Source organism: Halospeciosus flavus, assembly GCF_029814175.1.
Taxonomy (GTDB): Archaea; Halobacteriota; Halobacteria; order Halobacteriales; family Halobacteriaceae; genus Halospeciosus; species Halospeciosus flavus.
This window is the reverse complement of sequence record NZ_CP122312.1, coordinates 510,225-532,049: the sequence shown is the minus strand read 5'-3', so window position 1 is coordinate 532,049 and position 21,825 is coordinate 510,225. Positions and strand designations below refer to the sequence as shown.

The following is a 21,825-nucleotide window of genomic DNA, read 5'->3' as shown; positions in this document are numbered from 1 at the left end:
CGGTTAGTCGCCGGCCGGCCCCTCGTCGAGGAGAAGGTCTAGGACCTTGCACTGCGCGGCCCGGAGCTGTTCCGAGACCGTCGGCTGTGAGACTCCCAGCAGGTCGGCGACGTCGCTGCCGGTGCTCTGTCGCGGGGAGACGAAGAACCCGCTGTAGTACGCCGTTTCGAGGACTTCGAGTTGCCGGTCGGTGAGGTACTCCTCGACTTCGGCGTACAGGCCGTCGCGCGTCTCCGGCGCGCGCTCGCGTTCGCGTCTCGCGACGAACTCGGCGCTCTCGTATCGGTGCTGGAACCACTCGACGAAGTCGCGGACGTCGACGCTCGTCGGGACGTCGACGGTCAACGCCATCCCGTCCTCCGTCACCGTGAGCGACCGAATCGACGCGCCGTACTCGGTGAGCGCGCGGACGGCCGTCGAGTCGGAGACGACCGCCTCGACGAGGTGCCCGTCGTCGGTCCCCCCGATCACCTGCCCCGACTCGACCGCGACGGACTCGTCGAGTGCGTCACGGATCTGCTCGGGCGTCGCGTCGTGGACGTCGAAGAACGTCCGGACGCGCTCTCCCGACAGCGGAATCCCGCCGCGGTACTCGACCTCGGCGTCGAGTGCGCCCGCGAGTCGCCCGAGGACGCTCGTGGAGGCGTCGCGGAGACGGAACTCGAGTTCGACGCGCCGGCCGCTCAGGAGCGCGCGCTTCGTCTCGACCGCGTTGATCGCGTTCGCGATGGTCTCGCCGAGTTCGGCGAACACCGACTGCTCCATCTCGTCGAACACGCCCGGTTGGCCCGCGTACACCGAGAGGACGCCGTAGGTGACGTCGCCGTACTGGAGGGGGACGCTGATGACGGACTGGAACTCCCGCGAGAACGCCTCCTTGCGCCACTGCCCGCTCCGCAGGGTCTCGGCGACGTTGGAGACGACGGTGGCGTCGCCGGTCTGGAACGCCGCGTACGACGGCTCCGGTTCCTCGACGCCGTCGTCGAACGACGACGCGATGCTGTCGAGGTACCCGCGGTCGGGCCCGCTCCGAGCGACCGGGTCGAGGTGCCCGTCGCCGTCGTCGGCCGCACCGATCCACGCGAACCGGAAGCGGTCACTCTTGGTCAACTGGTCGCAGACGACGCGCTGGATCTCCTCGCGCGTCGTCGCCTGGACGAGCCCCTGGTCGATCTCGCGGATGATGGTGTTGATACGGTTCAGCCGCTGGAGCCGCTGGTTCTGCTCTTGGAGGAGTTCGTCTCGTTCCCGGAGGTTCGTCTGGTTCTCGACGCGGTCGAACGCGGCCTCCGCGGTCGCGGCGACGAGTTCGACGAGGTTCCACGTCTTCTCGTCGAAGTCGACCCCGTCACGGGACGTGACGGTGAGGACGCCGTAGTCGCCGAGGGGGACGACCATCGTCCGGTGCTCACCGTTCCGACCGCTCGGGTCGAGGGACTGCGAGACCTGCTCTTCGCCCTCGACGAACCCGGTCCAGATGGGCGACTCCGAGTCGGACCCGAGCGACACCAGGTGGCCCGCCATCGACCCGGGGTGGTGTGACGAACCGACCAGTTCGAGCGTGTTCTCGGCGGTGTCGAAGGAGTAGACGAACGCGTCGTCCAGACCGAGGTCGGCCGTGAGCGTCTCGACGATGATGTCGCCGATTTCCTCGTGAGACTCCGTGTGGAGCAACTCCCGAGTCGACTCCTGGAGCGCGGTGAGCGTCCGCTCGCGTTCCTTGCGCCTGACCGCGGCGATGGCGTGACTGATGGTCTCGCCCAGTTCGTCCACCACCTCGATCTTGCGCTGGTCGAAGGCGGACTCGTGGTCGGCGTACACCGTCAGCACGCCGTACTCGACCTCGTCGTACACGAGCGGGACCGTGATGGCCGACGCGTACCCTTCTTCGAGTGCGCGTTCGCGCCACGGTTCCCCGGAACGGTCGCTCTGGAGGGACTGGACCGTCTGCGTCGTTCGCGTCCGGAGGGCGGTCGCGCCGACCCCCTTCTCGGTCTCCTCGGCGAGAGCGCCCTCCGTGGCCTGCAACGCGTTCAGGTAGGACTCGCTGACCTCGGCCCACGTTCGCGGGGTGATGGTCTCGTAGTCGTCGGTGTACTCGCCGATCCAGGCGGCCGAGTAGGTGTCCGACGCGGCCAGTCGGTCGCAGACGGCCTGTTCGACCTCCTCGCGCGACGTGGCGGTCACGAGCGCCTGGTCGATCTCGCGGATGACGGTGTTGATCTGGTCGAGTTCGTCGAGTTCGTCGCGCTGGGCGCGGAGTCGCTGTTCGTACTCGTGGCGTTCGGTCATGTCGCGGGTGACCTTCGCGAACCCACGGAGGTCACCGTCGTCGTAGAGGGGCGTGATGGTGACGTTCGCCCAGAACCTCGTGCCGTCCTTGCGGACGCGCCACCCCTCGTCCTCGGCGCGGCCCTGCTCGGCGGCCTTCGCGAGGTTCTCCTCGGGTCGGCCCGCCTCGCGGTCTTCCTCGGTGTAGAACTGCGAGAAGTGTTGGCCGGTAATCTCCGCTTTATCGTAGCCCTTCAGCCGTCTCGCCCCCTCGTTCCACGTCTGGACGACGCCGTCGGGGTCGAGCATGAAGATCGCGTAGTCTTTGACCTCGCTGACGAGGGCCTCGAAGCGTTCTTTCTGCTCGCGGATCCGCTGTTCGTACTCGTGGCGTTCGGTCGTGTCGCGGGTGATCTTCACGAATCCCCGGTGCTCGCCGTCGTCGTCGTAGAGGGGCGTGATGGTGACGTTCGCCCAGAACCTCGTGCCGTCCTTGCGGACGCGCCACCCCTCGTCCTCGACGCGGCCGCGTCGCTTCGCCGCCTCGAGGTTCCGCTCGGGCCGACCCGCGTCGCAGTCCTCCTCGGTGTAGAACACCGAGAAGTGCTCCCCGACGATCTCGTCTTCGTCGTAGCCCTTCGTCTGTTTCGCTCCTTCGTTCCACGTCTGGACGATACCGTCGGCGTCGAGGACGAAGATCGCGTAATCCGTGACCGCCTCGACGAGTTCCTGAAACTGCGCCCGTTCGAGTGTGGTGTCCGACGCCCGAGACGACGTCGCCGCCGGACGCCACCACACGCGTCCGCGTGCGCCCACCTTCTTCGTCTCGAGGTCACCCCGTTCGGTCAGCGCTTCGAGTTTGTTGTAGGCGGTACGCCGTGCACAGCCCAACGCGTCGGCGACTTCGCTCGTCGTGAGCGGGGTCCCCGAGACGTCGCGCTGCGTGAAGACATCGAGCGTCTCTTCGAGTGTGTGTTGCGACGGCCCCTCAGTCCCCATATACCCGGGCTATCGACCGCGAGCCGTATAAGTCGTACCGTCAACGGAAGGCCCCGCCGATACTGTCTCTCCGAGCGTGTCTCGGTCGTCGTGGCGGCAGAAGGGTGGTAGTGGCGATCGAACCCCTGACGGAGTACGATCTCCAACGGTCGACTCGACCGAGGCGTCGCCTCTCCCCGAACGGCGGATCGATTCCGAGAGTGCTGGAACGTCTCCCCCCAGAGACCTTCCTGCACGTCACTGTACTGGAAGGGCGACCATAGCCTTCACCACTATCCCTACTGGCACCGTCGCCACGCAGTACTATGTATATAGGACGTCGGAGCAGTCAGTCGTCGGCGGGTGGCTCGATGGTCGGCCGCTCGACGTCGCGGTCGGTCGCCTCGCCGTCGATGTCGTAGGGATACTCGCCGGTCACACAGCCGAGACAGAGGTCGTCCTTCGACTTGCCGATGGCCTCGCTGACGGCGTCGGTAGAGAGATACGAGAGGCTGTCGGCACCGATCTCCTCGGCGATGCCGTCGACCGACTGGTCGCCCGCGATGAGTTCCTCGCGGGTGGCCATATCGATACCCATGTAGCAGGGGGCGACGATGGCGGGCGCGCCGATACGGACGTGGACCTCCTCGGCGCCGACGTCCTTCAGCAACTGGACGAGTTGGCGGGAGGTCGTCCCGCGGACGATGCTGTCGTCGATGAGCGTGACGGTCTTCCCCTCGACGGTGCTCTTGATGGGATTGAGCTTCAGGCGGACCGCACGCTCGCGGGCCTCCTGGGTCGGCATGATGAACGTCCGACCGACGTAGCGGTTCTTCATCAGTCCCTCGGCGAACTCCGTGGCCGCGCCGTCCTCGCTGGCGGCCTCGGCGTAGCCCGAGGCGAACGCCCGACCGGAGTCGGGGACGGGCATCACGACGTCCGTCTCGGTGCCGGACTCGGCCCAGAGTTCGCGTCCGAGGTCGCGGCGCACCTCGTAGACGAGTTCCTCGTCGATGACGGAGTCCGGCCGCGCGAAGTAGACGTACTCGAAGAAGCAGTGGGCGGTGTTCTCGGCCTCGACGAGCTGGTAGGAATCGAACCCGCTGCCGTCCTCGTGGAGGACGACGAGTTCGCCGGGCCGGACGTCGCGGACGATCTCGCCGTCGAGCGTGTCGATGGCGGACGACTCGGAGGCGAGGACGTAGCCGTCGTCGAGTTCGCCGATGATCAGGGGCCGGTTGCCCTGCGGGTCACGGACCCCGAGGACCGTGTCGTCGTGCATGATGGTGAGCGCGTAGGAGCCGTGGATGCGCGACATCGTGTGCTTGACCGAGCGGACGAGGTCCGACTCGAGGAGGTTGCGCGCGAGGTCGTGAGCGATGACCTCGGTGTCGCCGTCGGAGGTGAACGCGTGGCCTGCGCCTGCGAGGTCGTCACGGACCTCGTCTGCGTTCACGAGGTTCCCGTTGTGGCTCAGTCCGAGCGCACCGCCCTTGAACGAGACCGAGAAGGGCTGTGCACAGTCCTTGTCGACGCTCCCGGCCGTCGGGTAGCGGACGTGCCCGATGGCGGTAGACCCGCGGAGCGCGTCGACGTCGTCCTGGTCGAAGGCGTCGCCCACGAGTCCCATCTCGACGTGCTGGTGTTGCTGGAACCCGTCGTGGGTGACGATGCCCGCGGACTCCTGCCCGCGGTGCTGGAGCGCGTAGAGCGCGTAGTACGTCGGGAGCGCGGCGTCGCGCTCCGCGAGGGAGACGCCGACGACGCCGCACTTCTCTCGGGGTTTGCCACTCGGCCTGTCGGCACGCCCGTCTTCCATGAGCGTCGATAGGGAATCCCACCGGTAAAAACCTACGTGATTGTGTGCGATTTACCGAGCCGATTTCCTGGAATATGCACGAACGTGTCCTCTTGCCTCGCCGTGGTCGGCGCACTCGACGGTCGGTTGTGGACGGCGCCGCGGCTCCCGGCGTAGTGGAGGCGGTAGACAGTGCAGGAGGGACGCGGTAGTAGGTACGGTTGCACGCCCGACGGCGCAGTCGCTACGCGGTCGGGTAGCGGAAGAAGGGAGAGAAGTCAGTCGTCAGTTGTCGCCGGCCTTGTCCTGCCACGCGTAGTCGCGACGCTTGGCGGACTTCCCGAAGCCGCAACTCGAACACTTCTTCTTCTTGACGTGGTAGGACTTCTCGCCGCAGCGGCGGCACTTGACGTGAGTCGTCTTGTTCTTCTTCCCCTGGCTCGGAGTGCCGGATCCGGTCATGGTTTGATAGTTACGACGTTATCACCGCGTATAACGGTTGTGTCTTCGTCGTCTTCGACGACGAGGTTCATGTGCTGGTCGTAGCCCGTGAGGACGCCGGTGTACATCTCTCCGTCCTTGAGGTGGACGGTGACCGTCTCTTCGAGGGCTGCCTCCAGGACGTCGAGTGGTCGACCGCTCATATAGGGTGTGGCACGGGTGAGCCGCTTAAGCGTACCGGCTTGTCGTCCCTTCAGAGGTCGACGGCGAATCCCTCGCGGCCGGCCTCGCGGACGGCCAGCGCGGCGAGAAGGTCGGCTGCGGCGTCGAGGTCGTCGGTATCGACGACTTCCGCGGGCGTGTGCATGTAGCGGTTGGGGAGCGCGAGGTTGAGCGACGGGATCCCGTCGCGCTGGACGTAGAAAGCGTCGGCGTCGGTCCCGGTGTAGACGCCGGTCGCTTGGAGCTGGACGTCGAGTTCCTCGGCGTCGGCGGCGTCGCGGGTCGCCGCGACGAGTTCGGGGTGGTTGGTGCTCCCGCGCGCGACGACCGGCCCCTCGCCGAGTTCGATCTCGGCGTGGAGGTCACTGGGGTAGGCGGGGTGGTCGGAGGCGTGGGTCACGTCCACGGCGACGGCGGCGTCCGGGTGGACGTCGTAGCCGACCATCCGCGCGCCCTTCAGTCCGACCTCTTCCTGGACGGTACTGACGGCGTAGACGGTCGACTCGGCGTCGCGTTCGACCGCGCGGCGGAGCGCCTCGGCGGCGACCCAGATACCCACGCGGTTGTCGATGCCGCGGGCGGCCACGCGCGTCCCCTGCAGGTCGTGGACGTCGGTCGCGACGGTGATGGGGTCACCGACCTCGACGAGTTCTTCGGCCTCTTCCTCGTCGGCCGCGCCGATGTCGACGTGCTGTTCGGTGATGTTCTCGGGCTCGTCCTCGTCTTTCGCGCCACGGAGGTGGATGGCCGTCTGCCCGACGACGCCGTTGACCGGGCCGTCGTCCGTGTGGACGACGACGTGCTGGCCCTTCGAGACCGTGCGGTCCGCGCCGCCGATGGGCGTCAGCCGGACGAATCCGTCGTCGTCGACACTCGCGACCATGAACCCGATTTCGTCGGCGTGGCCGCCGAAGAGGAGTTCGGGACCTTCACCCTCGCCGCCCTCGTAGACCGCGACCGCGTTCCCGTACTCGTCGGTCTGTACCTCGTCGGCGAACTCGGAGACGTAGTCGATCCAGACGCGCTGGGCCGTCGTCTCGAACCCCGAAGGGCTCGCCGTCGCCAGCAGGTCGTCGAGGAACGCTCGCTGAGAATCGTCCATACCGGACGTGGCGGGGCCGCGGGCAAGAACCTCACGACCGCGCCGGCCCGACTCCCGCCTCCCCCAACGGCTAAACCGCCCCCGCCTCCACTATCAGGCATGGGAATCGTCGACCTCCACTTCCACGAATCGGAGTTCACTGCAGTCAAGCGACTCGGCGAATCGAGCGGTGAATCGTCCGAGGGTGCCGAGAGCGAAGAGGAGGGTGGCCCCTGCATCGGGTGTCTCCTCGTCGCGTCGCTCGTCCTCGCCGGCGTCGCGACGGCCGTCGGCTTCCTCGTGAAACGGAAACTCGGCGGGGGGACGACCGAGGAGACCACCCTCTCGGAGTTCGAGGGCGAGGAGGAGTCCGAGGACGTCGACGTCGCGTAGGCAGAAGTCCTTTTCTCGCGCCGTCCCTTATCTCCGACAATGTCGCTGTACGAGAGCGTCCAGGCGGTCGCGTCCGCGTCGGGTGACGAAACCGTCGACTGGGACGCCGTCGCCCGCGCCGCAAAGGCCGCGACCGACCCCGGACGCATCGAACTCTCCCCCGACGACGAGCAGGCGTACGCCGCCGACGTCCGCGCCGCCCGCGAGCGCATCCGCGACGTCTCCGCGCTCTCGTTCGACGTCCCGGAGACCGTCGAAATCCAGAACCGCCACCACTGGATCGACGCCAACGTCGAGACCTTCCGCCGCGTCGTCGCACCCCTCGAAGACCAGCGAGTCGCCTTTGAGGACGCCGCGCGGACGCTCAACACCGCGACCACGGCCGCGGCACTCGCCTTCGTCTCCCGGCACGTCATGGGCCAGTACGACCCGCTCCTCCTCGGCGAGAGCGACGTCCACCGCCTCTACTTCGTGCACCCGAACCTCCTGCGCGCGGCCGACGAACTCGACGTCGACTTCCCGCGCTTTCGCCGCTGGATCGCCTTCCACGAGGTCACCCACGCCGCCGAGTTCGGCGCCGCCCCGTGGCTAGACGACTACCTCGCCGAGCGCGTACAGGCCGGGATGGAGGCGTTCGCCGAACACCGCTTCGACTCCGAACCCTTCCGCGAACTCAACCGCGCGATGACCGCCGTCGAGGGGTACGCCGAACTCCTCATGGACGAGGCGTTCGACGACGACTACGACGACCTCCGCCGGAAACTCGACGAGCGCCGCGGCGGCGGCGACCCCATCACCAAACTCTTCCGTCGCCTCCTCGGCTTCCAACTCAAACGCGAGCAGTACGAACGCGGCCGCGCGTTCTTCGAGGCGGTCGTCGACGCCCGCGGCGTCGAGGCGGCGGGCCGCGTCTGGGACGACCCCGCCTTCCTCCCCACCGAAGCGGAATTAGAGAATCCCTCGGCGTGGCTCGCACGGGTCCCGGAGTCGGCCTGAGTCGCGGCCGAACCGAAGCAGTTCGGGTGTCGGCGACGCCGACCGAAAGAGTTCGGCGGACGACCTACCCGTGTACTCGGTCTCTCTCCGGTCGAAATGCGACTCAAACTCACCGCCATCGCTCTCGTCCTCGTCGCCGTCTCGGCCGTCGTCGGCGCGAGTGCGTTCACCACCGCTACCCTCGACCGTGACGCCAACGTCGACGTCGTCACTGACCAGGCCGGTATCGTCGGACTCACCGCAGGGATCAATTCCGGCATCATCAGTCCCAACAGTGATGGTGCGCTCACGATCGACTTCGCGCAGAACAATGTGAGCGGCGCGAACGTCAACGCTACTTTCGAGCTCGGGGAAAACAGTACGACGGCAGACTTCGCGAACGGGACGAGCCCGTACGCGTTCAAGCTAACGAACCAAGACACAGTCGATCACTCGTTCGTGCTCGATTACGCACCGGACAGCGACAACGACAATATCGCGTCCGTCAAGTTCGAGGTCTATTCGGACACGCCGACCGCTAACCCTGTCCACGAGGGAACCGTTGACGACGAGACTGCGACGTCGAGCGGATTCACTGTTGCCCCCGGGAAGTCGCTCTACGTCGTTATCCTCAACACCAACGGACTCGTCGCAGGTACAGACGACCTCTCCGGCACGCTGAAATCTCGGTCTAACCGGCCACTCACCACTCGTTTATGCTCCGTACCGTCGGATTCGGTCTCTTCGTCGTAGTCGCACTGCTCCTACTCCCAGCGAACGCACCGGTGCAAGTCGGCTACGTCTACTCCGACAGTATGGAACCGACGCTCGGCGTCGACGACGGTTACCTCCTCGTCCCCGCGGACGCGGTCGAGGTCGGGGACGTCGTGACCTTCCAGTTGGAGACCCGCGACACGCTCGTCACGCACCGCGTCGTCGGCCGGACGGACGGCGGGTTCCTGACGAAGGGTGACGCGAATCCGTCCGCCGACCAGGCCAGCGGCCATCCGCCGGTCACGTCCGAGGACGTGGTCGGTCGTGTGCTGACCGTCGGCGGCACGCCACTCGTCCGACAGACGTCGGTGCCGGCCGGCGGTGTCGCCCGACGTGAGGGGGCGCCGACCGACGCCCTCACCGACCGGCAGCGCGAGGTCCTCCAGTGTGCCCATAACGGCGGTTTCTTCGACCGGCCCCGCGCGCACACCGGCGAGGAGATCGCCGCGAAACTGGAAATCGCCCCGGCGACGTTCCACCAACACGTCCGCACGGGGACGAGTCGCCTGTTCGACGCGCTCTTCGACTGAACGGCGGCCGACCACACTACCAATATATTGTGTGTTCGGCCGCAGTTATTTTTAGTCTATAGTGCGTATCGAAACAATACGTATGTCCAGTCAGTCCCGGCGGCCCGAAGACGTGAGACGCGCGAGTACCAGCGGGTCCGGGGTCGCCGACGGCGACGCGGCGCGACTCCTCTCGGACCTCGCCGACGACTGGAAGGTCCCCGACGACCTCGCGAACAGTGCGCGCGTCGACAGCGTCGTCACCGAGGAGTGCGACCGCATCGTGGAGACGAGTCTCCGCGCCGACGACCGGGTCGAGACTCGCCAGTTCGCCGAGAGCGAGTACCGCGACGCCGTCGCCGAGCGCGAACCGCTCGACGGCCGCTACGACGCGACGCCGTCGGACTTCCGCTCGACGTCCGTCGCCTTCGTCGAGCGCGACGCCGACGAGCGGACCTGTCCGGAGTGCGTCGGCGACCGAACCGTCGACTGTCCCGACTGCCACGAGGGCGAGGTCGACTGTTCGGAGTGTAACGGGCGCGGTGTCCGCGACTGCGAGTGCGAGGACGGCCGCGTCGACTGCGAGGGCTGTGACGGCGACGGCCGCGTCGAACCGAACAGCGGGTCCGTCGAGTGCGACAACTGTGGCGGCGACGGCGACTTCACCTGCCCGAGTTGCGACGGGACCGGCCGCTTCCAGTGTCCGGACTGCCGTGGCGAGGGCAAACAGCAGTGTCTCACCTGCGCCGGCGAGAACGAGATCGACTGTGAGACCTGCGAGGCCGAGGGCTACGTCTACGAGGCCAAGGCCGGAACCGTCGACTTCGCCGTCGACGAGCAGACCCGCGGCGTCAGCGAGCGGGGGATGCCCGAGGCGAAGGTCGAGCGCGCCCAGGGCCGCCTCGCCGACGAGCGTACCTCGACGTTCGACCCGCCCATCGAGGGTGGCGAGGGCGTCGTCCGCAAGACGGTCGAGACCTTCGCCGTCCCGACCACCCGCGTCGAGTATACCTACGACGGCGACTACTACGAGGTGTACGAGGTCGACGGCGAGACGCACGCGCCGTCGCACCCGAAGTCCGAGTACTACGAGTACGCACCCTACGCGGGCGTCGCCGCCAGTGTCGCCTTCGTCTTCTGGATGCTCCTCCAGCTCGTCTGATCAGTCGGCGAGCAGCGACGTCCGTTCGGCGAACTCGCTGACGATGGTCGCCTCCGCCCGGTGGAGCGTCTCGCTACACGTCGACTTCGCGATGCCGAGCGTCTCCGCGAGTTCGGTCAGCGTACACTCCCGCGGCGTCGCGTAGAACCCCTCCGCGACGGCCGTGGCGACGACCTCTCGCTGTCTCTCGGTGAGCAACGACTCCGTCTCCGGGCGCTCTTCTCGCATCCGTTCGAGAGTGAAAGAGATACCGAACGCTGAGAACTGGTCGCGGAGTTCGCCGAGTCGCTCGCTCGGTGCGCGGAGCGACCACGTCGCGGCGCCGTCGCGAATCTCGAAGGGGAACTCCAGGGGCACGCCCGACTCCCGGAGCGGGAGGAGGAGGATCGGGTCCCCGGTCTCGAACTGCACCAGGACCTCCTCGTCGTCGGCGTAGAGGACGTCCAGTGCGACGATCGTGTCGTGGGCCTCCATCGCGTCGAGGACCGTCTCGGCCTCGTCCGTCTCGATCTCGACGAGTCCGACGCCGGTCTCGTCGCCGGTGAACGCCGTGACGACGCGGAACGTCGTCGCGGGGAAGCGACGCGAGAGGTCCCCGATCCAGACCCCCGACGGAACCGAGACGGTGAGTTCGGCACGCGGCATAGGTGACCGTACGGAATATCGCCTCAAGAGGGTAGCGTCGTGTCCCAGAAGTTGGGGCAGCGCGGGTGGTCGGCGAGCGACCCAGCGACCGCTCCTCGATGAGTCAGCGCCCGCAGAAACGGTCCATATCTACACCTTGTCGCGAGAATCACTTAAACGAGCGACGCGCGGTCCCTTCAAGGTCGAGCGTGCGACGACCACGTCGTCGCTCGACCGGGCCACGACAGCGGTCGTTGTCCAAGAAAGACCGGTTGCCCGCGAGGAACCGCCGAACGAACGACCCCCCGTGTTAACGCGTAGTCTTTTTATTCACGCCCACGCAACCCGAAGTGTGTACCCGATTCGTGGGTCGGCGTGGCGTCGTCGGTTCCGACCTACGACTCCTCACTGATCCCCTCCCTAACGATGTCCACGCTGTCACGCGACCGACTGGCCGCCGCCCTCGCCGTCCTCGTAGTCGTGGCGCTCCTTCCGGTCGCCGGGAGCGTACCCGCCGCGGGGGCGACGGCGACCGCCGAACAGCCCACGTTCTCCAACGCGCACTTCGAGATCACCGTCGCCGCCAACGGGTCCGCCAGGTGGACGTTCCATTACCAGACGACCCTCGACAACGAGACCGAACGCCAGCAGTTCCGGGAGTTCGCCCGGACGTTCGAGCAAAACCGGACCGACCTCTACACGGACTTCCGGCGGAAGGCGACCTCGCTCGTCGCCGACGGCGAGAACGTCACGGGCCGGTCGATGGTCGCCCGCGACTTCTCCCGACGGGCCGCCGTGACCGGACTTGACGACAACCTTGGCGTCATCGAGATGTCCTTCACGTGGACGAACTTCGCCCGGACGACCGACGGGAAGGTCGTCGTCGGCGATCTCTTCGAGGGCGGACTCTACCTCGGTCCCGACCAGCGACTCGTCTTCGAGACCGGTGCCGGCCTCCAGTTCGCGTCGGTGTCGCCCGACCCCGCCGCGATGTCCGGGCCGACGCTTGCCGAGAGCGACTCGGTCACCTGGACCGGCCAGCGGGAGTTCACCGACGAACACCCACGACTCGTCCTCGTCGACGAGAGCGCCGGGGCGGGCGACGCCGGTCAGACTGAGGGTGCGAGTGACGCGGACGGGACTACCGACTCCGGACTCGGTGCGTGGATCTGGATGGGCCTCGGCGCGGTCCTCACCGGCGTCGTCGCGGCCGGCGTCTGGTTCTGGCGCCGCGACACCGAATCGAGCGGCCCCGGCGTGGCGGCCGCGGAGCACGAGACCGAGACCGAGACCGAGGCCGGATCGACGGCCGACGAACAGTCCGCGCCGGCCGCGACCGAAACGGAGACCGCGGCGACGCCGGCCGTCACCGACGAGGAGATGCTCACCGACGAGGAACGGGTCCACCGACTCCTCGAAGAGCACGGCGGACGGATGCGACAGGTCAACATCGTCGAAGAGACCGACTGGTCGAAGTCGAAGGTGAGCATGCTCCTCTCCGGGATGGAAGAGGAGGATCAGATTACACGGCTCCGCGTCGGCCGCGAGAACGTCGTCACCCTCCCCGGCCACGAACCCGACGCAGTCGGCCGATCAGACGCTGACGACGACTGAGCCACCCCAGTCACGAGAGACGTCGGTCGAGCGGGAGAGTTCCGCCGGAGTACGTGGACCCGCATCGGAACTGGCGTTTCGGTACAGGGCTGTTCGTTCGAGAGCCTCTGGCGTCGATAGAGGAGGTGCGTAGCGCCACTACGCGCAGTCCCTGTGGCACCGCCGATACGGGCCTGGCACGCCCGGTGAACTCGGAAGTAGTCGTGTGTCGACCGGAGCCGACGTGACTGACGGCGTCCGGGTGTCTCGTCGGGAGCCACCCCGGTGGCGCACCGTCTCGCATCCGACGGTCGCCGGAGTCGGGCCGTCGGCGTCGAAGTCCGACGGCCTCGCTCGTGGATCGGGTCTCGTGTCGGTCGTGTGGATCGTGTGGGTGGGTCGCCCATGCCGCCGCGAGCCGCGGGCGACGACCACGTCACTCGATCGGTGTTCGGCGGTTTCTCACCTCGCCCTCGCAGTCGGGACACTCACTGGGGTTGTCCTCCGCGAAGACGATTTCGCCACACTCGAAGCACTCGTACGGGCGCTCCGCCTCGGAATCGACGTGGACATCTCGCATGGTGGGTTCACGAGCGCCGGTCTCGGGTGGCACTCTACACACGTGTACCAAGTGTGTCAGTGAATAGTCGTCAGTTGAATAACGAACCCCTCTGTGAGTGTGGGGGTTCGTTATCGAACCTGGTCGGTCGAGGTGGCGATCGAGAGGTTGTTCTCGTCGAACAGCGCGGCGAACAGTTTGCGCTGGACCGTCCGTGCGTGCTGGTAGAACGCGGGCGGGGAGATGCCGAGCGTCTCCGCAACGTCTTCGCCCGTGCTGTCGCGTGGCGACTCGAAGTAGCCGCTGTAGTACGCCGTCTGGATCACCTCGAGTTGGCGGTCGGTGAGTTTGTCGAGGAACTTCGAGTAGAGAGTGTGTTCGGCCGCCTGGTCGAGCGAGTGCTTCGAGCGGAGTTCGACGTCGGCGAACGCCCGGCGGACGAGTTGGGTGATGTTCCGGAGGTCGATACTCTCCGGGATGTCGACGACGAGCGACGTCGACGTCGGGTCGGCGCTCGCCTCCCGGAAGACGGCCCCGTGGTCGGCCAACTCCAACGCGAGGAAGGGTTGCGTGAGGCGGAGACGGAGCACGCCCTGGTCCCCGTCCGCACTGATCCGGCGAACCTCGTCGACGGCGACGAGGTCCGCGGCGGCCCGTTCGACGGTCTCGACCGACGCGTCTTCGACCGTGACGAAGACGTAACTCCCGTCCGTGGTCTGCTGGACGCCGCCCTGATACGACAGCGTACACCCCGCCTCCTGCGCGATGCGCGAGAGGACGAACGACGGGTCGTCGACCGCGAACTCGACGCGCGTTATCGAGGTGGTGAGGAGGGCGTTCTTCCGCTCGATGGCGCTGAGTGCGGAGGCGATGGTTTCACCGAGTTCGGCCAGGACGGCCTGGGCGGTCTCGCCGAACGCGTCCTGCGTCTCCGCGTAGACCGTGAGCACGCCGTGTGTGAGGTCGTTGTAGACGAGCGGGATCCCCAGCACGGAGCGGTAGTCGCGGGCGAGGGCATCCTTCCGCCACGGTTCGTCGCGGAGGCCGGCGGCGACGTTCGTCTCGATGGTCGCCTCCCTGGTCGCCGCCGTCCGCCCCGCGGGTTCGACGCCCGACTCGGCGACGGTGAACGAGCGACTGTCCAGGTACCCCTGTTCGTCGCCGGCCCATGCGCGCGGTTCGACCGTCCCGGTCGTCGAGTCGACCGTCCCGATCCACGCGAAGGTGAACCGGTCGTCCCCGGTCAGCAACTCACAGACCGTGTGGTCGATTTCCTCGCGCGTCTCCGCCTGGACCACCGCCTGGTCGATCTCGCGGATCGTCTCGTTGATCCGGTTGAGTGCGGTGAGTTGGTCGTTGCGACGCTGGAGCGTCAGGTCCTGTTCACGGAGGCGAGACTCCCGTGTGACCCGGTCGAGTGCCGCCTCGGCGGTCGCCGCGAGCAGGTCGGCGAGTTCCCGCGTGACGTCGTCGAACGCGTCGGGCCGGTCGGAACCGGCGACGAACACGCCGTGGTCGCCGAGCGGGATGTAGGTAGTACTCCGGAGTTCCGTCGCTCGGTTCGCGAGGCGCTCCGAGTCGTGGACGTCGTCGAAGAACAGCGGTTCGTCCTCGACGAAACTGTAGCTCGAGATGGACTCGCCGGTCGCCGAGACCGGGACCGAACGGCGTGGGCCGTTCAGTTCGGCCATCGTCGCCGAGCGAGCGGCCGGCCGCAACTCGTTGGTGTCGGCGTCGAAGAGGTACACCGCACTCGCGTCGAGGTCAAGGACGTCCGGGGTGTCGTCGACGACGTGTTGGGCGATCTCCTGGTGGGTCTCCGCGTAGAGGAAGTCGCGGGCGGTCTCCTGGAGGGTCGCGAGTGCCTCCTCGCGTTGCTTTCGCTTCGTGACGTCGCGGCAACTGTAGAGGAGCGTCCCGTCCTGGATCGACACCTCCCGGACGTTGACCAGCAACGTGTGTTCGCGCCCGGATTTGTCCGTGGCCGTACACTCGATGTTCTTCAGGCTCCCCTTCTCGGCCAGTTCCGCCCGGTCGAAGAGGTCCTCGCCGAGTAGTTCGTCGATGGTCCCCTGTTCGCAGATCTCCTCGGCGGTGTAGCCGAAGATGAAGTTGACGTTCGGGCAGACGTACGTGTACTCGCCGTCTTCGTCGGTCATCAGGACGGTGTCGGTCATGTTGTTGAGCGTGACCCGGTGGAGTTCCTCCGACCGCCTGAGGTCCCGTTCGAGGTCGACCCGTTCGGTGATGTCGACGCCTTCGACGACGATCGAGACGAGGTCGCCGTACTCGTTCTCGACGGGTCGGACGGAGAGGTCGACGACGCGCGGATCGTCGACGTCGGGTGGCTGCGAGACGACCGCGTTGCCGAACGCTCCGTTGCGCGCCTTCTCGACGATGTGTCGGACGTCGCGCTGGATGTCGCTCGACGACCACCAGGGCAGCGTCCAGAACGGGTCGCCGACCATGGCGTCGACCGGGTCGTCGACCATCTCGCGTGCGGTCTGGTTGACGCGCGCGAGCGTGCCGTCCGGGTCGAGCACCCACGTCGCCGTCCGCGAGTCGTGGAAGATCGCGTCGAATTGCCTGGCTCGCTCGCGTCTGGTCGTCGTCCGCTGGGCCGACTGGATGGCCCGCTCGACCCGCTCCAGCAAATCCTCCTCCCGCGGTGACGCCGACTCGTCCAGCGCGACGTAGTCGGTGGCGCCCGCGGCGATGGCCTCGCTCGCGACGGTCTCGCTGCCGGACGCCGTCGCCAGGACGACGGGCAGCGACGTAGTCTCGTCGCGAACTGCCTCGAGGAGGTCGATCCCCGTCACGCCGTCGAGTGCGTACTCGGTGACGATGCAGTCGGCCCACCCCTCGTGGAAGTGCTCGAGTGCGTCCGCCGCCGTGTCGACGTGTCGGACGGCCACCTCGCGCCGCGTTCGACAGACCTCCGCGACGGCCGCGGTCCACTCGGTCGTCCCGACGAGTAGGAGACGGGACGACAGCGTGGTCGGCGTCGCGTGCATCACTCGGCGTGGGGCCGGCGGTCGTTCGTTCCGACGCCCCACCGCGGAGCGCTCCGACACAACTGCTGTCCGCCCGTGACGAGACACATTGGTTGTGTATCGAGGTACTCGGTGGCAAAGGGGTTTACTATCCAACCCCTCGACTGATTCCCCACCACGGTCGTGGTCACGTACGGTCCGGCGACGCGTCGGTGGCCGGTACGTCGGAACATCCATCCCGCCCCTCCGAGTACGGACCGCTAACCCATCTACCGATGACTTCGAGGACCTCCGACCCGAACGGACTCGCACAGACGAAGTGGGGCACCTGGAGCCTGGTCGCCGGCGCGAGTCTCATCTCGACCGGCCTGGCCGCCTACGAGATCGTCCCCGCAAGCGTTACCCCGCTCATCCGCGCCTCGCTGGGCATCGGTCCGACCGTCGCCGGTCTCCTCGTCGGTGTCATGTTCGGGGCCGCGGTCGTCGCGAGCCTCCCCGTCGGCGCGGTCCTCGACCGGACGAACTCCCGCTGGGCGATGGCGCTCGCGGTCCTCACGCTGTTCGTCGCCGGCGTCTGGGGGTGGCACGCGGGCCGCAACGGCGACTACTGGTCGGTTATCGCGTCGCGGGCGCTGGGCGGCGTGGCGTACGTCGTCGTCTGGAACGCCGGCATCGACATGGTGAGTCGGGCGGTGAGTGACGACCACCGGGCGACGGCCGTCGGCATCTTCACCGCGAGCGGCCCCGTCGGCTTCGCGCTCGGACAGAGCACCGGCCCGCTCGTCGCTGCCCGGTTCGGCTGGCCGGCGATCTTCCTCGCCTTCACCGGGTTCGCGCTGCTCGGTCTCGCCCTCTTCTGGCCGACGAGCCGCGGTCTCGGCCAGCGGGGCGGCGACGCCCCGACGCTCCGCGAGTTCGGGTCCGTCCTCGGGAACCGAACCGTCTGGCTGGCCGGGTCGCTCGGCTTCCTCAGCTACTCGCTGTACCTGTTCGTGAACAGTTGGGGGTCGTCGTACCTCACCCAGGAGGTCGGGCTCTCCCTGGCACTGAGTGGGTTGCTCCTCGCCGTGTTCCCCGCCGTCGGCGTGCTCTCGCGGGTCAGTAGCGGCGTCCTCTCCGACCGCCTCTTCGACGGTCGGCGCCGACCGGTCTTCCTCGCCTCCTTCGGGGTGGCGGCGCCGCTCGTCCTGGTCTTCACGCAACTCCGCGCCGTCGTCCTCCTCGTCGTCCTGCTGTTGCTCGCGGGCTTCGCGATCCAACTCACGCTCGGACTCTCGTTCACCTACGCCCGCGAACTGGTCCAACCCCGCGTCGCCGCGACGGCCGTCGCCTTCCAGACGAGCGTCGGCCTCGCCGGCGCGTTCGTCGCCCCGATCGCCGGCGGTGCCGTCGTCAGTGCGGCCGGCTTCGACGCCGCGTTCTTCCTGGCCGGCGTCCTCGCGGTGTGCGGGACCGTCCTGGCCTGGCGCGCGCCAGAGCCGGCCCCCCGGTGAGGACTTTTGTCCCTGGGGGCTGACCCTCGCGGTACCACACCCATGCTCACACGCACCCACCGGGCGCTGCTCGTCGTCGCGGTCGCCGAGTTGCTGGCGATGTCCCTCTGGTTCAGCGCGACTGCCGCCGCCCCGGAGTTGGCGGCCGCCTGGGGACTGAGTGCGAACGAGACTGCCTGGCTCACTATCGCGGTACAGGTCGGGTTCGTCGCCGGCGCGCTGCTCTCGTCGGCGCTCACCCTCTCCGACGTCGTACCGCCCCGCTACCTCTTCGCGGCGTCGGCCGTCGCCGGCGCCGCGGTCACGGCCGCCATCGCCGCGTTCGTCGAGACGGCGACCCCCGCCATCGCCCTCCGCTTCCTGACGGGCGTCGCGCTCGCAGGCGTCTACCCGCCGGGGATGAAGATCCTCACCGGCTGGTTCGAAGACGGCCGCGGCTTCGCCATCGGCGTCCTGGTGGGGTCGCTCACCGTCGGCTCGGCGCTCCCGCACCTCCTCCGCGCGCTCGGCGGCGTCGGCCACCCACGCGTCGTCCTGTACGGGGCCGCCGGCCTGGCGACGGTCGGCGGCGCGCTCGTCCTCCTGGTCGACCCCGGACCGCACCAGGCGCCGACCGCACCCTTCGACCCGGGCGCCATCGGCCGCATCCTCCGCGATCGCGGGACGATGCTGGCGAACGGGGGCTACTTCGGCCACATGTGGGAGTTGTACGCCGTGTGGACGTGGATCCCCGCCTACCTCGCGGCGAGCCTCGCTGCTGGGGGTGCCGGCACGGGCGAGAGCGGCACGGCGGCCGGCCTCGCCTCGCTGCTCGCGTTCGGCACCATCGCCGTCGGCGGCGCGGGCGCCGTCGTCGCCGGCTCGGCGGCTGACAGGGTCGGCCGGACGACCATCACCAGCGCGAGCATGGCCGTCAGCGGCCTCGCCTGCGTCGCCGCCGGTTTCCTGTTCGGGGCTTCGCTGTGGGTGCTCGTCCCCTTCCTCCTGGTCTGGGGGTTCGCCATCGTCGCCGACTCCGCGCAGTTCTCCGCCGCCGTCTCGGAGTTGGCCGAAGACTCCTACGTCGGCACCGCGCTCACCCTCCAGACGGCCATCGGCTTCCTCCTGACGACCGTCTCCATCAAACTCCTCCCGCTCGTCGCCGAGGTGGTTGGGTGGCGCTGGGCCTTCCTCCCACTGGCTATCGGGCCGGCCGTCGGCACGCTCTCGATGCTGCGCCTCCGCGGCCATCCCGACGCCGAACAGCTCGCGGGTGGGCGCGGGTAGGTGAGGCGAGGTGGGTTTTCGACCCTCGGTTACGTGATTCTCGCGACAAGGCGTAGCTATGGACGCGACGCGGACTGATTCCTGCGAGTGATTGTACCGCTGAGCCGTGGCGCTGGCCGTCATGAGGACGTGCCGAGACGAACCCTGCTCGATCCCCGAGCGCCGTTCGCCGACCCACGCGACCGAACTCCACTTTCCAGTTGGTGGTCCTCGTCGACGACCGCGGCGTCGCGGACGAACGATGCGTAACTCCGAGTAGATGAACTATTCGCTATGTACGGGGTAGACGTGCTGTCGCGTCACACGACGCGCCCGATTCGAGAGTCTTAAGTACAACCGGGCATTCCGTACAAATGCGCACGCCACGACGGATGTGGCGATGCAGGTACGCTCCGTTGGTGTAGTCCGGCCAATCATCTTGCCCTCTCACGGCAAGGACTAGGGTTCAAATCCCTGACGGAGCACTTTCCTTACACTTCCCAAACCTCGAAGCGACAGCTTCTATCCCCAGAATAACGCACTTCGCGTTTAGAGACGGCTATCCTCTGATTCTGACATAGGTTTCGAGTAGTGTGCTACTACCGCACTACTCCCCGTCCTCGACCCGCGCCTCCCCACGTTCGACGGCGAGGTGACACGGCCGGCACAAACAGACGAGATTGTCGAGGGTATGTGCCTCTCGGGGATCCCCAAACTCTCGCACGGGTGTTCGGTGATGCACGTCGGGATTCTGGCCCAATTCCTCCTTCCCCACCCCACACCGCTGGCACTCACGGTCATCTCGCTCCAGTGCGCGACGGCGAGCACTGGGCCACCCTGCCCCATAGAGGTCGTCGGCGTCGACGCCGCCGCGCCAGTTCGGGTTGTCGTCAGCACACCACTTCGCCGAGTCACGTTGCGTCACCGACAGCCACGCGCGGTAACACGCACGGTCACAGAAGTGGTCCGACTGCGCGTCGGCCTCGGAGCGGAAGACGTCGACCTCCTCGCCGCAGTGCGAGCACGCGACCGACACCCGATCGCTCGACTGCACGTGGACCGTACACGCGACGTCGGGATCGGCGACGCAGGCCGGGCAGTATCGCCCGTTCTTCTCCGAGGCGTAGTACCGGAATTCGGCGTCGCAGACGAGACACGTCCCGGTCGTATCACCCTGGTCGGTGCGAGGACGGCCGTCCGCGTCATCGAGTGTCCCCACACAGTCGTCACAGCGCACCCGCTCGGCGTAGGGCGCGTAGAAGGGAGTCTCGCAGTCGGCACATTGACGATTCGGCAGGCGCTCGCCGTGGACGCGCGTGTGGTGGACACGCACTCCACGCGCCGACGCGAAGTCACGGTCACAGGTCGGGCAGGTCGATTCCTCTTGGCGCTCGTCTCGGACGTTCGTCGGCATGGCTCTCGCCGCTGGCGAGCCCGATAAATGGCGGAGTGACGACCCAGTGAGGTGGGTTGCATCGAACACGCGGACCACAGACGAGAGGGGGGAGCACCGCCGTGGCGAGAGTCGTGGGTCGCCCACCATGACGAACCACCCAAACGGCCGGCCGAAGACGGAGTGTCGCCGAGGTCTTCGTGGATTCGACGAATCGTCGTTGTAGACCGGGCTATTGTCGTAGCCGTTCACAGCAGGCCACTCGGCAGCGGCGCGTGGGGACGTCTCGCGTTGGCGGTGTTCGAGAGCGTGAGTGGGTCAATTCCTCGTCCACCACAAAGATAATGCCCATTGAGCATATATCTACAGTCGATTATGCTCAAAGGGCATTTCGAGTCGGCGGGGGCGACCATCGAGTATGGTGCGGCTAGCTGTCTCTTCCCGGTCGACGAGCTCGATGCGACGGTGCTCCAGTACCGAGATGCCCAACTCGCGCTCGACGGCGTCGATGGGGCGAGCGTCATCGTCGTCGCCCCGACGAGCCTCGCGACCAGCTACTCCCTCACCCAGCACGCGCTCACGGCGATCCGCGTCGACAGTCTCGCCAGCGCGATCCGGACCCAACTTGCCGACGAGCTTGCCGCTCCCCTGGACACGTTCGACGTCATCCAGATCGGCAAGTGGAACAGTGACAGCCCGAACCACTCGCTCACCGAATTCAGGGACGCCTGACCCTCGCGTGGATACACAGGATCCCACGACCAGCAGCACACGAACGGGTACGAGGAGAATGCCTGGTCCTCGACGGCATACTGCGTGAGCCCACGGTCTACGTGGGCGGTGAAGAAACCAAAGTGCGGGTCGCCCGTGACACGCGGGGTTCAGACGTCGCGTCGTCGCTCGGCCTCCTCAATGTATCGCTGTCGATCCGACTCGCAGAGGAAGTCATAGGGGTCCGGGAACGGCGCTGTCTCGGGCGACACTGCGGCCGCCAGTTCGATACCCCGCTTTGCCTCCTCGATGGCAGTATACATCTCGACGATATCCTCCTCGGTCAACGCCTCGCCCGCGGCGATACGTGACGTTGCCTGTCGGAAGGCATTCCGTACGGTTTCCTCGCTGATTCGCTCCAGTCGTGCGTGAAGCAAGTCGCGTCCGATATCCTCCCACGAAGCGTTGTCGTCTATGCTGGCCTCAACCTCCTCGGACTCCGCTGCCTCGTTCGTGGACTGATCGTCGCTCGGTGTCTCTGTCGACATACACTGTAGCGGCGGGCCGGTAGCTGTGCGTACTTTGTGGGCAGCGTGACACGATGGCTGAA

The 21,825-nt window shown here is 67.3% G+C and carries 19 protein-coding genes and 1 tRNA gene; 10 read left to right on the top strand and 10 right to left on the bottom strand.

What is annotated here, in order from left to right; all coding sequences use genetic code 11:
• Nucleotides 1–3: 3 nt before the first annotated feature.
• The 5 genes from P0Y33_RS02475 to P0Y33_RS02455 form a co-directional block, all read right to left on the bottom strand.
• Nucleotides 4–3,270, bottom strand: coding sequence for a GAF domain-containing protein (locus tag P0Y33_RS02475; protein WP_279528987.1), 3,267 nt, complete (start codon nucleotides 3,268–3,270; stop codon nucleotides 4–6).
• Nucleotides 3,271–3,598: 328 nt separating this feature from the next.
• The gene (gene purF, locus P0Y33_RS02470) at nucleotides 3,599–5,068 is read right to left on the bottom strand and encodes an amidophosphoribosyltransferase (protein ID WP_279528986.1); all 1,470 of its coding nucleotides are present in this window, start codon (nucleotides 5,066–5,068) and stop codon (nucleotides 3,599–3,601) included.
• 264 nt (nucleotides 5,069–5,332) lie between these two features.
• Nucleotides 5,333–5,509, bottom strand: a complete 177-nt coding sequence (locus P0Y33_RS02465; protein ID WP_279528985.1) for a 50S ribosomal protein L37e — start codon at nucleotides 5,507–5,509, stop codon at nucleotides 5,333–5,335.
• Nucleotides 5,506–5,691 carry an LSM domain-containing protein gene (locus tag P0Y33_RS02460; protein WP_279528984.1) on the bottom strand — a complete coding sequence of 62 codons (186 nt, stop codon included), beginning with the start codon at nucleotides 5,689–5,691 and terminating at the stop codon, nucleotides 5,506–5,508. Before P0Y33_RS02460 ends, P0Y33_RS02465 begins: the two co-directional genes overlap by 4 nt.
• Before the next feature lie 50 nt (nucleotides 5,692–5,741).
• Complete coding sequence (locus P0Y33_RS02455; protein WP_279528983.1) at nucleotides 5,742–6,812, bottom strand: M20/M25/M40 family metallo-hydrolase; 1,071 nt, start codon at nucleotides 6,810–6,812, stop codon at nucleotides 5,742–5,744.
• Nucleotides 6,813–6,911: 99 nt separating this feature from the next.
• On the opposite strand from P0Y33_RS02455, the gene P0Y33_RS02450 reads away from it, so the two are divergent.
• The 5 genes from P0Y33_RS02450 to P0Y33_RS02430 all read left to right on the top strand — a co-directional run bounded on the left by P0Y33_RS02450 (nucleotide 6,912) and on the right by P0Y33_RS02430 (nucleotide 10,604).
• Entirely contained in the window at nucleotides 6,912–7,184 is a 273-nt protein-coding gene (locus P0Y33_RS02450; RefSeq protein ID WP_279528982.1) for a hypothetical protein, read from the top strand.
• A 39-nt stretch (nucleotides 7,185–7,223) separates the two neighbouring features.
• Nucleotides 7,224–8,180, top strand: coding sequence for a zinc-dependent metalloprotease (locus tag P0Y33_RS02445; protein ID WP_279528981.1), 957 nt, complete (start codon nucleotides 7,224–7,226; stop codon nucleotides 8,178–8,180).
• Nucleotides 8,181–8,276: 96 nt separating this feature from the next.
• A complete protein-coding gene (locus tag P0Y33_RS02440) occupies nucleotides 8,277–8,912 on the top strand; it encodes a hypothetical protein (RefSeq protein WP_279528980.1) in 636 nt (211 codons plus the stop codon).
• Nucleotides 8,876–9,463, top strand: coding sequence for a signal peptidase I (locus P0Y33_RS02435; RefSeq protein ID WP_279528979.1), 588 nt, complete (start codon nucleotides 8,876–8,878; stop codon nucleotides 9,461–9,463). The genes P0Y33_RS02440 and P0Y33_RS02435 overlap by 37 nt, the downstream gene beginning before the upstream one ends.
• Nucleotides 9,464–9,545: 82 nt before the next feature.
• A complete protein-coding gene (locus tag P0Y33_RS02430; protein WP_279528978.1) occupies nucleotides 9,546–10,604 on the top strand; it encodes a hypothetical protein in 1,059 nt (352 codons plus the stop codon).
• On the opposite strand, the gene P0Y33_RS02425 is transcribed toward P0Y33_RS02430, so the two are convergent.
• Complete coding sequence (locus P0Y33_RS02425; protein ID WP_279528977.1) at nucleotides 10,605–11,249, bottom strand: helix-turn-helix domain-containing protein; 645 nt, start codon at nucleotides 11,247–11,249, stop codon at nucleotides 10,605–10,607.
• Nucleotides 11,250–11,654: 405 nt separating this feature from the next.
• Between P0Y33_RS02425 and P0Y33_RS02420 the strand changes: the two genes are divergently transcribed.
• The gene (locus P0Y33_RS02420; RefSeq protein WP_279528976.1) at nucleotides 11,655–12,842 is read left to right on the top strand and encodes a helix-turn-helix transcriptional regulator; all 1,188 of its coding nucleotides are present in this window, start codon (nucleotides 11,655–11,657) and stop codon (nucleotides 12,840–12,842) included.
• A gap of 415 nt (nucleotides 12,843–13,257) precedes the next feature.
• Here P0Y33_RS02420 and P0Y33_RS02415 read toward each other — a convergent pair whose 3' ends face one another.
• Nucleotides 13,258–13,401 (bottom strand): rubrerythrin-like domain-containing protein, encoded by a 144-nt coding sequence (locus tag P0Y33_RS02415; protein ID WP_279528975.1) that lies wholly within the window; start codon nucleotides 13,399–13,401, stop codon nucleotides 13,258–13,260.
• A gap of 110 nt (nucleotides 13,402–13,511) precedes the next feature.
• The gene (locus P0Y33_RS02410; protein ID WP_279528974.1) at nucleotides 13,512–16,394 is read right to left on the bottom strand and encodes a bacterio-opsin activator domain-containing protein; all 2,883 of its coding nucleotides are present in this window, start codon (nucleotides 16,392–16,394) and stop codon (nucleotides 13,512–13,514) included.
• 254 nt (nucleotides 16,395–16,648) lie between these two features.
• Between P0Y33_RS02410 and P0Y33_RS02405 the strand changes: the two genes are divergently transcribed.
• The 3 genes from P0Y33_RS02405 to P0Y33_RS02395 all read left to right on the top strand — a co-directional run bounded on the left by P0Y33_RS02405 (nucleotide 16,649) and on the right by P0Y33_RS02395 (nucleotide 19,596).
• Entirely contained in the window at nucleotides 16,649–17,866 is a 1,218-nt protein-coding gene (locus P0Y33_RS02405) for an MFS transporter (protein ID WP_279528973.1), read from the top strand.
• Nucleotides 17,867–17,908: 42 nt separating this feature from the next.
• Nucleotides 17,909–19,132 carry an MFS transporter gene (locus P0Y33_RS02400; protein ID WP_279528972.1) on the top strand — a complete coding sequence of 408 codons (1,224 nt, stop codon included), beginning with the start codon at nucleotides 17,909–17,911 and terminating at the stop codon, nucleotides 19,130–19,132.
• Nucleotides 19,133–19,521: 389 nt separating this feature from the next.
• A tRNA-Glu gene (locus tag P0Y33_RS02395) sits at nucleotides 19,522–19,596 on the top strand.
• Between the two features lie 122 nt (nucleotides 19,597–19,718).
• Here P0Y33_RS02395 and P0Y33_RS02390 read toward each other — a convergent pair.
• Nucleotides 19,719–20,525, bottom strand: coding sequence for an HNH endonuclease (locus P0Y33_RS02390; protein WP_279528971.1), 807 nt, complete (start codon nucleotides 20,523–20,525; stop codon nucleotides 19,719–19,721).
• A 354-nt stretch (nucleotides 20,526–20,879) separates the two neighbouring features.
• Here P0Y33_RS02390 and P0Y33_RS02385 point away from each other — a divergent pair, with 354 nt between their 5' ends.
• Nucleotides 20,880–21,236, top strand: coding sequence for a hypothetical protein (locus P0Y33_RS02385; RefSeq protein WP_279528970.1), 357 nt, complete (start codon nucleotides 20,880–20,882; stop codon nucleotides 21,234–21,236).
• 149 nt (nucleotides 21,237–21,385) lie between these two features.
• On the opposite strand, the gene P0Y33_RS02380 is transcribed toward P0Y33_RS02385, so the two are convergent.
• Nucleotides 21,386–21,763 carry a hypothetical protein gene (locus P0Y33_RS02380; protein WP_279528969.1) on the bottom strand — a complete coding sequence of 126 codons (378 nt, stop codon included), beginning with the start codon at nucleotides 21,761–21,763 and terminating at the stop codon, nucleotides 21,386–21,388.
• Nucleotides 21,764–21,825: the final 62 nt, after the last annotated feature.